This window comes from Amycolatopsis sp. w19 (assembly GCF_051373225.1).
Taxonomy (GTDB): domain Bacteria; phylum Actinomycetota; class Actinomycetes; order Mycobacteriales; family Pseudonocardiaceae; genus Amycolatopsis; species Amycolatopsis japonica.
Window position 1 is genome coordinate 523,573 of record NZ_JBPQFM010000001.1, and the last position, 13,968, is coordinate 537,540.

At 68.8% G+C, this 13,968-nt stretch carries 13 protein-coding genes; 5 read left to right on the forward strand and 8 right to left on the reverse strand.

Going from position 1 to position 13,968, the window contains the following annotated elements:
• Positions 1-19: 19 nt before the first annotated feature.
• Positions 20-616, reverse strand: a complete 597-nt coding sequence (locus ACSMFO_RS02380; RefSeq protein ID WP_436456686.1) for an Rv1733c family protein — start codon at positions 614-616, stop codon at positions 20-22.
• 283 nt (positions 617-899) lie between these two features.
• Between ACSMFO_RS02380 and abc-f the strand changes: the two genes are divergently transcribed.
• Positions 900-2,522, forward strand: a complete 1,623-nt coding sequence (abc-f, locus tag ACSMFO_RS02385) for a ribosomal protection-like ABC-F family protein (protein WP_436456687.1) — start codon at positions 900-902, stop codon at positions 2,520-2,522.
• On the opposite strand, the gene ACSMFO_RS02390 is transcribed toward abc-f, so the two are convergent.
• Positions 2,506-3,771: a glycoside hydrolase family 1 protein gene (locus ACSMFO_RS02390; RefSeq protein ID WP_436456688.1), complete on the reverse strand. Its 1,266-nt coding sequence runs from the start codon at positions 3,769-3,771 to the stop codon at positions 2,506-2,508. The genes abc-f and ACSMFO_RS02390 overlap by 17 nt on opposite strands.
• Positions 3,772-3,952: 181 nt before the next feature.
• Here ACSMFO_RS02390 and ACSMFO_RS02395 point away from each other — a divergent pair, with 181 nt between their 5' ends.
• A complete protein-coding gene (locus ACSMFO_RS02395) occupies positions 3,953-4,798 on the forward strand; it encodes an LLM class flavin-dependent oxidoreductase (RefSeq protein WP_436456689.1) in 846 nt (281 codons plus the stop codon).
• A gap of 540 nt (positions 4,799-5,338) precedes the next feature.
• Complete coding sequence (locus ACSMFO_RS02400) at positions 5,339-5,905, forward strand: CGNR zinc finger domain-containing protein (protein ID WP_436456690.1); 567 nt, start codon at positions 5,339-5,341, stop codon at positions 5,903-5,905.
• On the opposite strand, the gene ACSMFO_RS02405 is transcribed toward ACSMFO_RS02400, so the two are convergent.
• Positions 5,894-6,646, reverse strand: coding sequence for a PIG-L deacetylase family protein (locus tag ACSMFO_RS02405; RefSeq protein ID WP_436456691.1), 753 nt, complete (start codon positions 6,644-6,646; stop codon positions 5,894-5,896). The genes ACSMFO_RS02400 and ACSMFO_RS02405 overlap by 12 nt on opposite strands.
• 177 nt (positions 6,647-6,823) lie before the next feature.
• Between ACSMFO_RS02405 and ACSMFO_RS02410 the strand changes: the two genes are divergently transcribed.
• Positions 6,824-7,903 carry a glycoside hydrolase family 5 protein gene (locus tag ACSMFO_RS02410; RefSeq protein ID WP_436456692.1) on the forward strand — a complete coding sequence of 360 codons (1,080 nt, stop codon included), beginning with the start codon at positions 6,824-6,826 and terminating at the stop codon, positions 7,901-7,903.
• A 71-nt stretch (positions 7,904-7,974) separates the two neighbouring features.
• Here ACSMFO_RS02410 and sigJ read toward each other — a convergent pair whose 3' ends face one another.
• The 4 genes from sigJ to ACSMFO_RS02430 form a co-directional block, all read right to left on the reverse strand.
• Positions 7,975-8,862 (reverse strand): RNA polymerase sigma factor SigJ, encoded by an 888-nt coding sequence (gene sigJ, locus ACSMFO_RS02415; RefSeq protein ID WP_436456693.1) that lies wholly within the window; start codon positions 8,860-8,862, stop codon positions 7,975-7,977.
• 65 nt (positions 8,863-8,927) lie between these two features.
• Positions 8,928-10,274 (reverse strand): FtsX-like permease family protein, encoded by a 1,347-nt coding sequence (locus ACSMFO_RS02420; protein WP_436456695.1) that lies wholly within the window; start codon positions 10,272-10,274, stop codon positions 8,928-8,930.
• 91 nt (positions 10,275-10,365) lie between these two features.
• Positions 10,366-11,400, reverse strand: coding sequence for a 4Fe-4S binding protein (locus ACSMFO_RS02425; protein ID WP_436456697.1), 1,035 nt, complete (start codon positions 11,398-11,400; stop codon positions 10,366-10,368).
• A complete protein-coding gene (locus ACSMFO_RS02430) occupies positions 11,397-12,578 on the reverse strand; it encodes a thiolase family protein (RefSeq protein ID WP_378416007.1) in 1,182 nt (393 codons plus the stop codon). Before ACSMFO_RS02430 ends, ACSMFO_RS02425 begins: the two co-directional genes overlap by 4 nt.
• A gap of 89 nt (positions 12,579-12,667) precedes the next feature.
• On the opposite strand from ACSMFO_RS02430, the gene ACSMFO_RS02435 reads away from it, so the two are divergent.
• A complete protein-coding gene (locus ACSMFO_RS02435; protein WP_043848115.1) occupies positions 12,668-13,105 on the forward strand; it encodes a winged helix-turn-helix transcriptional regulator in 438 nt (145 codons plus the stop codon).
• Between the two features lie 190 nt (positions 13,106-13,295).
• Here the strand turns inward: ACSMFO_RS02435 and ACSMFO_RS02440 are convergent, their stop codons facing one another.
• Entirely contained in the window at positions 13,296-13,874 is a 579-nt protein-coding gene (locus tag ACSMFO_RS02440; protein WP_436456699.1) for a DUF2867 domain-containing protein, read from the reverse strand.
• Positions 13,875-13,968 lie beyond the last annotated feature (94 nt).

The window sequence follows — 13,968 nt, forward strand, 5'->3', positions numbered from 1 at the left end:
TTTGCCCTCGCCGCCGGGATCAGGGCCAGGATCCGGACCGCGGGTAGACCGCCCAGGCACGCTCCCAGGCCGCGGCCCGCTGCCGGTCGAGCACCAGCCGGACGACCCGCTGCACCAGGACGAGCGCGGCGACCACCGCGAACCAGAGCCACAGGCCGACGAGCACGGAATCGAACACGGCCGTCGACGCGGTCCTCGGTGCGGTGGTGAGCTCACCGCGGGCGTCGATCCAGATCGGCATGGCCGATCCGGCGGGGCTGCCCGGCGCCGCGAGGACGCCGCCGGTGTGCCGGGCGCCGCGCGAGTCGGTCCAGGTCGCCTCGGTGGTGGCGGTGTCGGTCCCGACGCTCTCGCTGTCGACGATGCGGACGGGAGCCGCCTTCAGCAGATACGCCGTTGCGGGTGTGCGCCCGGTCGAGTCGGCGGCGGCCGCGGCGACCTGCCTGCCGTGGTTGGCCGAGCCGACGGCGGCCGCGACCGGGATGGCGAGCAGCGCCGCGAGGATCACGAGCTTGAGAAGAAGGGCTTCGAACCGGTCGGAGCCACGAGCCAGCGAATTGTGACCAGGGAAGAGCCGTCGCCGGAAGCGGGCGATCGGACCACTGGACCCGTGCACGAGGAACCCCATTCCCTCAGACCGCGAAATACCTCCATCCTCGATTCTCGTTCACCGGGGCGCCGCTGTCGCGGTATGGGGACACAGAACACTCTGTGAACCCGTACACAACCTTTTATTCGTTTTGCCCGTCCGGGTTCTCCCGCTACCGTCTTCGGCATGGGGATTTTCTTCACTCTGTGATTCTCGCCTTCGACGCGGCCCTGGCGTAGAGCCTTCGCTCCGCCGGGTCGCGTCCTTCCTCGTTGCTCTTCTTCCCCGCGAGAATCAGGAGGACGCCCCTGTGCGTACCCCGCATCGAAATCCGGGAACACAACTCGTGCTCTCCGGTGTCACCAAACGCTTCGACGACCACGTCGTGCTCGACCAGATCTCCTTCACCGTCAAACCGGGGGAGAAGGCGGGCGTCATCGGCGACAACGGCTCGGGCAAGTCCACCCTGCTCAGGCTGATCGCCGGCCGCGACCGGGCGGACAACGGCATCGTGACCGTCACCGCGCCCGGTGGCGTCGGCTATCTCCCGCAGACGCTGGACCTGCCCGAAACCGCCACGGTGGGTGACGCGATCGACCTCGCGCTGGCCGACATCCGGGAGCTCGAATCCCGGCTGCGGACGGCCGAGAAGTCGCTCGAAACCGCCGAGGACCTGGCCGCGTACGGCGACCTCATGACCGCTTACGAAGCTCGCGGCGGTTACGAGGCCGACGCCAGGGTGGAGGTCGCCCTGCACGGGCTCGGGCAGCCGGGCCTCGATCGCGGCCGCGCGCTGGGCAGCCTCTCCGGTGGCCAGCGGTCCCGGCTGGCGCTCGCGGCCACCCTGGCCGCGTCGCCCGAACTCCTGTTGCTGGACGAGCCGACCAACGATCTCGACGACGACGCCGTCGCCTGGCTGGAGAACCATCTCCGCGGGCATCGCGGCCGGATCGTCGCGATCACCCACGACCGGATGTTCCTCAGCCGGGTCACGACGACCATCCTGGAGGTCGACGCCGACCGAAAGACCGTGCAACGGCACGGCGACGGGTACTCGGGTTACCTCGCGGCGAAGGAGGCCGCGCGGGCCCGATGGGTCCGGGAATACGAGGAGTGGCGGCTGGAGAAATCCCGCTACGAACGGATGGCGGACGTCAACATCGACCGGTTCTCGGCGATCCCGCGCAAGGCCCCGGCCGCCTTCAGCGGGGCGGGCGCGTTCCGGGCCCGCTCCCGGGCGCACGGGGCGATGAGCAGGATCCGGTCGGCTCGCGAGCGGATCCAGCGCCTGGAGGCGAACCCGGTATCGCCTCCGCCGGAGCCGCTCCGGTTCACCGCGCGGATCGCCGCGGGGGAGACGGAGGCGGGCCAGTACGTGGTGAAAGCGGACGACGTGTCGGTCGACGGCCGTCTGCCGCGGACGTCGCTCAGCGTGCTGCCCGGCGAACGGGTCCTCGTGACCGGTCCCAACGGGGCGGGCAAGACGACCTTGATGCGCGTGCTGGCCGGCGAGCTCGCGCCGTCGACGGGATCGGCGGAGCGGGCGGGCCGGGTCGGGTTCCTGCACCAGAACGGCGGGCTCGCCGCCGACGCACGGACAGTCCTCATGGTCTTCGCCGGGGACGGTGACGAGGACGAGGCGGCCGAGAGGTTGCTGTCGCTGGGCCTGTTCCGGGCGCCGGATCTGCGCAAGCCGGTCCGGGAGCTGTCCATCGGGCAGCGGCGCAGGCTGGAACTGGCCAGATTGGTGACCGCCAGGACCGATCTGCTGCTGCTCGACGAGCCGACCAACCACCTCTCCCCGGATCTCGTGGAGGAGATGGAGCAGGCGCTCGCGACGTATTCCGGCGCGCTCGTGGTCGTCACCCACGACCGGCGGATGCGGCGGACGTTCGAGGGCAGGCGGTTGGAGCTGGTCACTTCAGCGACGTGAGCGGTCCGTCCACTTTGGCCGGATTGAGGCAGCTGTTCAGCCCGTCCACGAGCGAGCAGAGTCCTGGCCCGCGCTTGAGCCGGTAGCCCGGCGGCACGCCACCCGCGGTCACCAGATCCTGGTACGCGGGAACGGCGTCCGTGGGGCGCCGGGTCAGCGCGGGATCGGCCAGAGCGTCCACTGTGTACAGTCCGAACCGGGCGCGGTAGCTGCCCCATTCGTAGTTGTCGGTGAGGCTCCAGTAGTTGTAGCCGATGAGGTTCATCCCGTCGGCCTTCGCCCGCTGGAGCCAGTACACGGTGTCGCGTACGTGATCGCCGCGCGTGTAGCCGGCGTCGCGGAGCTTCCCGTTGTCGGTCGCCATTCCGTTCTCGACGATGTAGAGGGGCAGACGGGGGAACCGGTTGTGGTAGCTGCGCAGCGCGTAGTAAATGCCTTCTGGCTGGAGCTTCACGTCCCAGAACTTGTCGCCGGCGGCCGCGAACACCGTCCAGTTGTCGATGCTGAGGCCGTAGTAGTAGTCGATGCCGATGAAGTCGAGCTTGTCCTTGACCTGGTCGAGGAAGAACCAGTCGGCCATCCCGTTGACCCCGGTGATGTAGGCCTGGTTGCTGGTGACCTTCGAGGTCGGGTCGAGTTCGTGGATGAGGTCGTAGGCCCGGCGGTGCGCCTGGACGACGTTGGACTGGGCCGCGAAGTACCGCGTGGCGTCCAGGGCGCCGACCTTCTGCTCGTTCCGGAGGAAGATGAGCGGCTCGTTGAACGTCACCCAGAGGACGTCCTGCCCGGCGTAGCGCTGGACGATCTTCCGGCTGAACTCCAGCCACGCGCCGGCCGTCCGCTTCTCGGCCCAGCCGCCCTGGTCGAGCGCCCAGCCCGGGTAGACCCAATGGTTGAGCGTGATCATCGGCGTCATGCCCGCGGCGCGGACCTGCCGGAACACGTCGTCGTAGAAGGCCAGTCCGGTCTCGTCCCACCGGCCGGGCGAAGGTTCGACACGCGCCCACTCGACACCGAAGCGATAGGTGTTGACGCCGAGACGGGCCGCGAGGCGGATGTCGTCGGCGTAGCGGTGCCGGAAGTCCACGGAGTCGCGGTACTCGTCGACGCCGTCCTTGCCGGCGGAGCGGTCCACGAACCGCTTCCAGTTGCTGTCCGGGGCGTTGCCCTCGGACTGGTAACCCGACGACGCGACACCCCAGTAGAAGTCCCGGGACCAGTCGTCATCCTGCGATGCGGACGCGTTCACGGCCGAAAGTGTCGCGCATAGTGAGACGGCGACCACCGAGGACAACACCCGGCGTAACCTTCTCCGATGCTCCGGCCACTTCGTCGATCGTTCACCCTCGTCCGCCATCTTCCGGACGCTAACGTGGGTGAACGGCGTAAACAAGCGGCCGTCCGGGGACTTCGACGATGACGTTGGGGAGATGATCGACTTGACCGGCAGCACGGTCCGCCATGCCGTCTATCTGCCGCCTTTCGGCCCGTTCGGTGAGCCGGGAGTGCTCGTCGACCTCGCCGTGCGCGCCGAGGCGGCGGGCTGGGACGGGTTCTTCCTGTGGGACCACGTGGTCGCGGACACCATGCCCATCGCGGATCCCTGGACGACGCTCGGCGCCATCGCGCACGCGACCAGCAGGCTGTTGTTCGGCCCGATGATCACGCCGCCCGCCCGGCGCCGTCCGTGGGTGGTCGCGCGGCACGCGTCGACCGTCAGCCGCCTTTCCGGTGGTCGGCTGATCCTCGGCACCGGCCTGGGTTCGGACGAATCCGGTGACTTCAGCCGATTCGGTGAACAGACCGACCTGCTGACCCGGTCGGCGATGTTCGACGAAGGCCTCGACGTCATCCGCGCGATCTGGTCCGGCAGGCGGTTCGACCACGACGGCGCGCACTACCAGGTCGCGCTCGCCGAGGCGCCGCCCGAGCCGTTCCCGATCCCGATCTGGGTGGCGAGCTCCACCGACAACCCGCGCGTCGTCCGGCGGGCGGCGCTGTGCGACGGGATCTTCCCGAACCCGGAGGACCACACGCCGACCGCCGAGGAGATCGCCGAGACCCACCACGCGCTCGGTCTCGCCGGGCTGGAACCGGGCCGTCCCTTCGACGTCGCCGTGGCAGGCAACGCGAGCCCGGCGTGGGAAGAGCCGATCAAGGTCGATCTACCGGCGCTGGGGCAGGCCGGGATGACGTGGTGGATGGAGTCGCTGATGCATCTCGACCCGCTGGAGCTGTCGCAGAAGATCGTGGACGCCGGTCCGCCTCGGTGGTGAGCGGCCGCTCTGCCTCGTGAGTGGTAGGGCGGTTCTAACGACCCAAAAACACTCACGAGGCGGCACCTGCGACCGAACCGCCGCTCCCGTAGCCGGCCTGGGCGAAGGCTCCTTTCGTCGCATCAGACTCGGTGAGGGGAGCCTTCACCCCGCACCACTCCGCTAGTGCCTACTGACGCAGGTTGGATCAGCCGCAGCCGCGCTCCGCGTAGGTACTTGACGCCGCAGCCCTTTGCTCGCCCCCTGTACTTGGCCGCGCGTGAAGGGGCCCTTCACGCGCGGCCGTCGTGACTGTTGGTGCAGATGGGGCGTATGTGGCGATCATCGCGTCCGTGAAGGCCTCCTTGAGGGATCCAGAGTCCCTCAAGGAGGCCTTCACGGACTGGCCGGGTAAGCGCGTCTGTCCATAGTGGACTGGCGCTGCGCCGTCCGTAGGATTCCGTTGCTCCGAACGACTTCATCGCCCTTGCGGTCCCGCTCGCCTTTGATAGCGTCACCGCGGGCGTCCTGCGAACCAGTGACGCGCGGGGGAGGGGGCGAATGGTGGACGAGCCCGACGGGCATCACGCGATGCGGCTGGAAACCGGGGTCGCGCTGATCAACGCGTTGACCGGGGACCACGTCCACGGCAGGCCGAAACCCGCGCTCGGTGGCCACGATCTCGTCCGCGTCGCCACCGAAACGCTCGGCAACGGGCAGATCGACCTGCTGACCGCGGAGCGGTTGCGGAATCTGGCGTCGCGGCTGCGGGAGATCATCGAGTCGTTGTCCCGGCGGGAACACGACGAGGCGGCGGGGCTGCTCAACCGGATGCTCGAAGACAGCAAGGCGCGCCCGTCCCTGCAACGCCACGGCGACGAGTCCTGGCACCTGCATTTCCATGGTCCCGAAGCCGACCTCGTCCAGCAGTGGGCGGCCGGGCTCGCGGTGTCGGTGGCCGCGGCGTTCGGCGAGCACATCCCGCATCGCGTCGGGTTGTGCGCGGCGCCGCGCTGCGATCAGGTGTACATCGACGCGAGCCAGGCGCAGATCAAGCGGTTCTGCGGGCTCGCCTGCCAGAACCGGGTGAAAGCCGCCGCGTATCGCGCCCGCCGGTCAGGATCGTGAGCCGCGCGGTGTCGCGTCGACGTACCACTCGCGGTTGAACACGAGGCCGAAGAGCGGCGCCGGGAGCCGGGTCACGACACGCATCAGCGGCGCCAGCCTGCCGCTTCCCTTCACCTGTGAGGAATGCGCGGCGATCGCGGCCTGTTTCTGACGCGCGAAACGCCGGACGTCGAAGGTGTGCGTGATCTCCGAGCGGGCGCTGTACGCGCGGAGAAGCGCGTCGACGTCGTAGCGGAAGGGGATCCGCGCCAGGCGCACGATCCTCACCAGGCGTGCGACGACGTCGCGGGGGATCGTCGCCTCCAGCAGCCGGACGTCGCCGGCGAGTTCCACCGCGCGCTTGCCGACCTCGTGCACCTTGACGTGGTCGCGGTGGCCGTAGCCGCCGTTGCGGTCGTAGCTCAGCAGGACGGACGCCTTCTCCTCGCGCAGGATCGCCACGAGCCGCGCCGCAGCCTCGTCCGTGCTCGCGCGCACGAACCGGACCCAGCCCGGCGGATCCGGGTAGAGGATCGCGCCATGACCACTGCCCGCGTAGCCGAGATGGACCACTCGCTCGACGCCCAGCACCTTCGCGCTCGCTTCGAGTTCGGCCCGGCGTGCCGCGTCGGCGCCCAGCATGTCGATGGTGGCGACCACGAGGACCACCCGGTGGCCGTCCGCGGCGGCGCGGGCGAGGGTGCCGCCGGTCAGCAGGGCTTCGTCGTCGGGGTGGGCGTGGAAGGCCACGATCGTCGTCACGCTCCGAGCATGCCCGAGGTCGTCGGAACCGTCGGTGGTCGGCTCTTGACCGTCCGTCGACCCTGTGGGTAATCTTCCCTTTACTTTCCAATAGTAAGGAAAGTTTCCTATTTAACTCCGCCGCCCTGACCGTCGGCGCGCCAACGTCGGTGCCGTCGACGCGAGAGGAGAAGCCGAATGCGTTGGGACAAGATCCGTCTCCGGGTGACGGCCGCACTGGCCGCCGGGCTGCTGGCCCCGGTCGCCGCCGCGAACACCTCGATGGCGACCGAGACCGCGGCAGAACCCGCAACGCAGGCCGCCGCCGCGCTGCCGCCGGGCAGTCCGGCGGCGATCAACGGACAGCTGAAGGTCTGTGGCCTCCAGCTCTGCAACTCCGCCGGCAAGCCGATCCAGCTCCGGGGCATGAGCACCCACGGGATCCAGTGGTTCAGCCAGTGCGTGAAGACCGCTTCGCTCGACGCGCTGGCCAACGACTGGAAGGCCGATGTCCTCCGGATCTCCATGTACATCCAGGAAGGCGGCTACGAGACCAACCCGCGCAAGTTCACCGACATGGTGCACGGGTACATCGAAGAGGCCACCAAACGCGGGATGTACGCCCTGGTCGACTGGCACCAGCTCACGCCGGGCGACCCGAACGCGAACCTCAGCCGCGCCAAGACGTTCTTCACCGAGATCGCCCAGCGGCACAAGGACAAGACCAATATCATCTACGACATCGCCAACGAGCCCAACAACGTCAGCTGGGACCGCGTCCGCAGCTACGCGGAGCAGATGATCCCGGTCATCCGCGCCCAGGACTCCGACGGTGTCGTGCTGGTGGGCACCCACGGCTGGGGCTCGCTCGGTATCTCCGACGGCCGCAACGAGACCGACATCATCAACAACCCTGTGCGTGCCAGCAACTTCATGTACACGTTCCATTTCTACGCGGCGTCGCACAAAACGGAGTACTTCAACGCACTGAGCCGCGCCGCGAGCAAGATCCCGCTGTTCGTGACCGAGTTCGGCACCCAGACCGCCAGCGGTGACGGTGGCAACGACTTCACGAACTCCCAGAAGTACCTGGACTTCCTGGCGTCGAAGAAGATCAGCTGGACCAACTGGAACTTCTCCGACGACAGCCGTTCGGGCGCGGTGTTCAAGCCAGGCACCTGCTCGGGCAGCTCGTTCACCGGCACGGCTCCGCTGAAGCCCGCCGGTGTCTGGATCCGGGACCGCATCCGCACCGCGGACAACTTCCCGACCTCCTGATCCCGGCAGCACGCACGTCAGGAAAGGGTCGTTCAGGACGAAAACGTCTTGAACGACCCTTTCCTGACACTTCAGCCGAGCGGTTCGAAGTCCAGCGTGGCGAGGCGGTCCGGGTCGGCGAGGATGTCGATCGCCGCGATCTTCCCGCCCGCGACGGTGAACGCGAAGACCGTCGTCGGCACGCCGTCCTTGGTGACGACCATCCCGGCCGCGCCGTTGACCAGCGCGGGCCGCAGCTCCCCGCCCTCGCCCGCGGCCCGGAACATGAGGGCCTGGCTCGCGATCTTGGCCGCCCCGCGCACGAAGCGCGACGTCCCCGCCGGAGCGGCGCCGCCCTCGGCGCGCAGGATGACATCCGGGTCGAGCACCGAAACGAGGGCGTCGAAATCGCCGCCCCGCGCGGCGGCGAAGAACGCGTCGACGACTTCCCTCTGACGGCCCAGATCCGCGTCCGGGACCGTCGGCGAACCCTGCAGACGACGGCGTGCGCGGCTGGCGAGCTGCCGCGTCGCCGCGGAAGACCGGCCCACGATCGGTGCGATCTCGTCGAACGGCAGGGCGAACATGTCGTGCAGGACGAACGCCAGCCGCTCGGCGGGGTCCAGCGTGTCGAGCACGACCAGCAGCGCCAGTCCGACCGAATCCGCCAGCAGGGCCTGGTGTTCCGGGTCGATCCCGCCCGCACGGCCGATGATCGGGTCTGGGAGCTGGGCGCCCACCGGCTCTTCCGGCCGGGACTTGCGCGAGCGCAGCATGTCGAGACAGATCCGGCCGACGACGGTGGTCAGCCAGCCGCCGAGGTTGTCCACCTCGCCGGAATCCGACCGGCTCAGGCGCAGCCAAGCCTCCTGCACCGCGTCGTCCGCCTCGCTCAGCGAACCGAGCATCCGGTACGCCACCGCCCTCAAATGCGTCCGGTGCCCTTCGAAACGCCGCGCCAGCCAGTCGTGTTCGTCCACGGTCCCCATCCTTCATCGCTCGGTCGTAACCCTGACGCGTGGGGGAACGGAGATGTGACAGGCCTTCAGCCGCGGGTGCCCGCCTGGATCGCCGGGGTCCGCATCGCCTTCGCCGCCGCGCCCACGTGCGAACCGAGCGTCAGGACCACGGCGATGCCGACGACGGCGAGATAGACCCCGATCGTCTCGTCCGGCACCGGGCTCCCGGTCCTGGCGACGCTGTACGGGACGACGGTGACGACGGCGGAGAGCGAGCCGAACAGGACACCGACCGCCACCAGGACGGTGCCTTCGGTGCCGACGAGCCGCAGGACCTGCGACGGTGTCGAACCGATGAGCCGTTGTTGCCCGAACTCGCGGCGGCGTCCGATTAGCGCGGCGACGACGGTGTTCACCAGCATCACGGCGGCGAACAGCGCGATCATGCCGACCACGACGTAGTTCAGAGTCTCGATGCTGCTCGCGATCGTCGCGGGCGCGGTGCCCACCGAGTTCTCGATGGCCTGCATGTACAGCGTCCCGGTCGCGATGCCGGTGAACAGGATGATCGGCACCAGCACCCCGGCCAGCCGGCGGCCGCGGACCCGCAGGTGCGCTGCCGTGAGATGACCGCTGACGCCCGCGCGCCGCAGCGGAGCGGCCAGCACCGCGGCGATCGGGCCGAGTAACGCGGGAGAGAGGAGCGCGAAACCGATCGCGGCGAGGATCGCGCCCTGGCCGCCGATCGCCATCAACGCGGGCTCCGTTCCGGTGAACGCGGTCATCGTCAGCACGCCGCATCCGAGCCCGGTGGCCAGGGCGATCGTGGCGCCGATCATCCGGAGCCGGCTGGTCGGCCGGGTGTCGATCCCTGCCTCGCGAACAGCCTCGTTGGCTCCGCGCCGGGCCACTTGCCGTGCGGAAACCGTCGCGGCGACGAGTGCGGCGAGAAGGGTGATGCCGGTGCCCATGGACACCGCGATCGGGCCGAACTGTGCTTCGAGCCCGGCTGGTACGCGGCCGGTGTCACCGAGCAGGGTGACCAGCCACCGCCCGGCGAAGACCGAGGGCACGAGGGCCGCGGCCGCGGCGAGGACGGCGACGACCGCCGCCTCGCCCACGATCATCCGTCCGATCTGCGACGGGGTCGCGCCGGCGCTCTTCAGCAACGCCATCTCCCGGGCGCGCTGCCGGATGAGCAGGGAGAGCGTGGAAAGCGTCGCGAACAGGACGATCACCAAGCCCCAGCCGCCGACGACACTCGCCATGATCAGCAAGGTCTTCGCGGTCTCGGGATCGGCGGTCGCCCGAGTGTCCAAAAGGGACGCGAACGTCATCAGGATCGTGGCGCCGAGGAACATCGCGACGAAGCTCGCGACGAATCCGGTGGGACGGCGGCGGAGTGACGAGAACGCCAGCTTGGTCGCGATCATGGAAGGTCCTCCCCAGGCTTTGCCGTCAGGTTAGGGAGCACGGACGGCACCGGACAGGGGACAGGCCCCCGGACGCGGGGTAGGGGCGGCCCTACCGCCGCGGGTAGCCGCCGTCGACCTCCTTCACCGGTTTGTGGGGGAAGCGGCGTTCGGCGTAGGCCTTGGCCGGGGAACCTTCCCGCACGTACAGCGTCTCCACCTTGTCCTGCAAGGGTTTCACCACGGTTCCGAGGAAGCCGCGCCGGTCTTCGAGGTAAGGCCCGAGCACGTCCTCGCCCGCCGGGCAGACCGCCATGCAGTACGCGGCCTTGTAGTTCGGCTTGAACGCGAGGCTCTGCCACATCGACACGTTCTCCGAATCGCTCACCCTGGACCGGAAGTCGGCGGCGTCCTCGTTGTCGGCCACGGTCTGCGCCCAGTCGGTGAAGCCGCTCATGAACTCGCGGTAGTTGTGCGTCGAACAGGCGAGGAAGTCGAACTCGCCGGTCTTGGAGATCGCGCCGATCGGGCAGGCAGCGACACACAGCTTGCACTCCAGGCAAGGGTTGTAGTCGATCGCCTCGCCGTAGGTGGACACCTCGGCGTCGACCAGCAGGGTCGCCAGCAGCACGAAGTTGCCGAATTTCGGGTGGATGACGTTGCGATGCAGCCCCATGGCGCCGAGTCCGGCCGCGACGGCGACCGTCTTGTGCGCGACGACCCAGATCCGGCCGGGGTAGCGCTCCATCTCCATCGGGAACGTCGCCGACGGGTTGATCGCGCGGTACCCGGCGTCCTGCAGCGTCCGGACGATCGTGTGCCCCGCTTCGTTGATGATCTCGCCGCCGCGGTGGAACTCCTGGTTGGCGACACTGCGGGCGGGGGAGCGGACGTCGTCGCGGTTCATCCGCACCACGAGCGAGACGAGAGTTTTGGTGCCGGGCAGCGCGCGCTGGACGTGCTCGCGTTCGCCCGCGAGATCCGGGTGGTCGAGCGAGACGGCGGCCGCGTCGTCGGCGCCGGCGGCGAGGCAGATCTCCTTGAGCCAGGCGGCGTCGATGACCGGCGACGGTTTGTCCCGCGGTTTGGCGAGCACCGCCTGTACCGACGGATGATCGGCCAGCTTCTTGGGGAGCCGGTCGGTCACAACGCCTCCAGGATGGTCGCGTTGGCCTGGCCGCCGCCTTCGCACATGGCCTGCAGGCCGTAGCGGGCGCCGTGGTGGTGGAGCGCGTTGACCAGCGTGCCCATAAGCCTGGTCCCGCTCGCGCCGAGCGGATGGCCGAGCGCGATCGCGCCGCCGTGGACGTTGACCTTGGCCGGGTCGGCGCCGGTTTCCTGCTGCCATGCCAGCACGACACTGGCGAAGGCCTCGTTGATCTCGAACAGATCGATGTCCGCCAGGCTCAGCCCCGCGCGCCGCAGCACCTTCTCCGTCGCCGGGATGACGCCGGTGAGCATGAGCAGGGGGTCGGATCCGGTGACGGCGAAACTGTGCAGGCGGGCGCGCGGGCGGAGGCCCAGCCGGGCGGCGGTCTCGCTGGAGGTGATGAGCACGGCGGAGGCGCCGTCGTTGATCGGGCTGCTGTTGCCCGCGGTCACCGACCAGTCGATCTGCGGGAAGCGCGCGGCCACGTCCGCGTCCTGGAACGCCGGGCGCAGTCTGGCGAGGGTTTCGAGGTCGGTGCCCGGCCGGACCGACTCGTCGGTGGACACCCGGCCCGACGGCGTCTCGATCGGCACGATCTGGCTCGCGAATCGCCCGAGTTCGTGTGCCCGCGCCGCCTTCCGGTGCGAGGACATCGCGAACTCGTCCATCGCTTCCCGGCTGAGTGACCATTTCGCGGCGATGAGTTCGGCGCTGATCCCTTGGGGCACCAGGCCTTCCGGATAACGCTCCGCGACGCCGGGGCCGAGCGGATCGGTGCCCGGCAGCACGTTGGACCACATCGGGACCCGGCTCATGGACTCGACGCCGCAGGCGATGACGACGTCGTACGCGCCGGCCATCACCCCTTGCGCGGCGAAGTGCACCGCCTGCTGGCTGCTCCCGCATTGCCGGTCGACGGTGGTGGCGGGCACGGATTCCGGCAGTCCGGCGGCGAGCGCCGCCCACCGCGTGACGTTCTGGGCCTGTTCGCCGACCTGGTCGACCGCGCCGCCGATGACGTCGTCGATCAGTTCGGGGTCGAGCCCGTTGCGCTCGACGAGCGCCCGCAACGTGTGGGCGAGCAACTGGACCGGGTGGATCTCATGCAGGGCGCCACCGGGCTTGCCCTTGCCGATCGGGGTACGGACGGCGTCGACGATGACCGCGTCGTGCACGGCTGCCTCCAGTAGTGAGTTGGGATCTCCAACTTACTGTGACACCGAGTGGGTTGGAAATCAAGACTCACCGGGTTTATGCTGGTCGCATGACCGAAGGACCGAGGGACTGCTCGATCGCCAACGCGATGGAGGTGATCGGGGAGCGCTGGAGCCTGCTCGCGCTGCGTGAGGTGTTCTTCGGGGCGCGGCGGTTCGACCAGATCGTCCGCAACACCGGGGCGAGCCGGGACATCCTGACCGCACGGCTGCGGAAGCTCGTCGAGACGGGAATCCTCGAGAAGCGGCTCTACGAGGAGCATCCGCCTCGCTACGAGTACGTGCTCACCGAGGCGGGGCACGCGCTCAACCACGTGCTGCTGAACCTGATGGCGTGGGGCGACACTTATGTCACCGAGGGGCCGCCGCCGACGGTGTGGCGGCATTCGTGCGGTGAGGTGCTCGCGCCGGAGACCGTGTGCGCGCACTGCCATGAACCGGTGCGGGAGAAGGACATGACGCTGGTGCGGAGCACGCGCCGCTCTTGAGCGCCTCGTGAGCGGTAAGTGCGGTTAGGACGAACCCGTATTTACTCAAGGGGGCGTCGGTCTCGAAGCTGGGCGACAGCTGGATCTCCCCGCTCCCAGGCTCTGCCACGGCCAAAGGACGACGTCAAGACCGGTAGTAGGCAAATACAGGTCCACCAGAACCCGTCCTCGCCGCTCACGAGGGCTGGGGCTAGCCGCGGGTCTGCCACTCCCGCGCGATCATCCGCATGAGCGCCGGGTAGATGATCAGGTACCGGAACGGCTTGATGAATCCCATGTACACCTGGCCGAACAGGCCGTTCGGTTTGACCAGCACCGCCATCTGACCGCGGTATCCGCCCTGCCCGTCTTCGACCCACGCGATGTGCATGACGCCGTGCATGGTCCGGTTCGCCATTTCGGCGGCGAACTCGTCTTCGAGCCGGTAGAGCGGGGTGAACGGCAACCAGTCCTCATCCGGGCCGGTGGGTGTGTCGCGGAGTTCTGGCGGCAGCTTGCCGCGGAGCGATCCCACCCGGGTGTCGAGGCCGGAACTCCGCTTGTCCAGCCCGAGCAGTCCGCCGAGCTTCCATCGCAGCGCCCACAACGCCCGGACGGGGAGTGGTGACCCGTCCGGGAAGTTCCCCGACGAGAACTGCTTCACCAGCTTGCCGAAGTCGTCCGGCCCGCCGGGTGTTCCGAGCGCCCAGACGTCTTCGAGGTCGAAGTCCCCGGCGATCTCGTGGATCCGCCACGAGCGGGTGGTGTGGGCCGTTTCCGCGAGTTTCATGCCGTCACCACGAATCCGACAGTCATCGTCGTAGTTCCTCCCAGTGCTTCCGCCATCTGTACGGTAGCGTATATATCGTCTTCGTGGTGCTGGA

Excerpts from the sequence above, each read along its gene's own strand:
- ACSMFO_RS02440 (WP_436456699.1), bottom strand. The coding sequence starts at position 13,874 with ATGAAACTCGCGGAAACGGCCCACACCACCCGCTCGTGGCGGATCCAC.
- ACSMFO_RS02410 (WP_436456692.1), top strand. The coding sequence starts at position 6,824 with ATGCGTTGGGACAAGATCCGTCTCCGGGTGACGGCCGCACTGGCCGCC.
- ACSMFO_RS02420 (WP_436456695.1), bottom strand. The coding sequence starts at position 10,274 with ATGATCGCGACCAAGCTGGCGTTCTCGTCACTCCGCCGCCGTCCCACC.
- ACSMFO_RS02395 (WP_436456689.1), top strand. The coding sequence starts at position 3,953 with ATGATCGACTTGACCGGCAGCACGGTCCGCCATGCCGTCTATCTGCCG.
- ACSMFO_RS02435 (WP_043848115.1), top strand. The coding sequence starts at position 12,668 with ATGACCGAAGGACCGAGGGACTGCTCGATCGCCAACGCGATGGAGGTG.
- ACSMFO_RS02400 (WP_436456690.1), top strand. The coding sequence starts at position 5,339 with ATGGTGGACGAGCCCGACGGGCATCACGCGATGCGGCTGGAAACCGGG.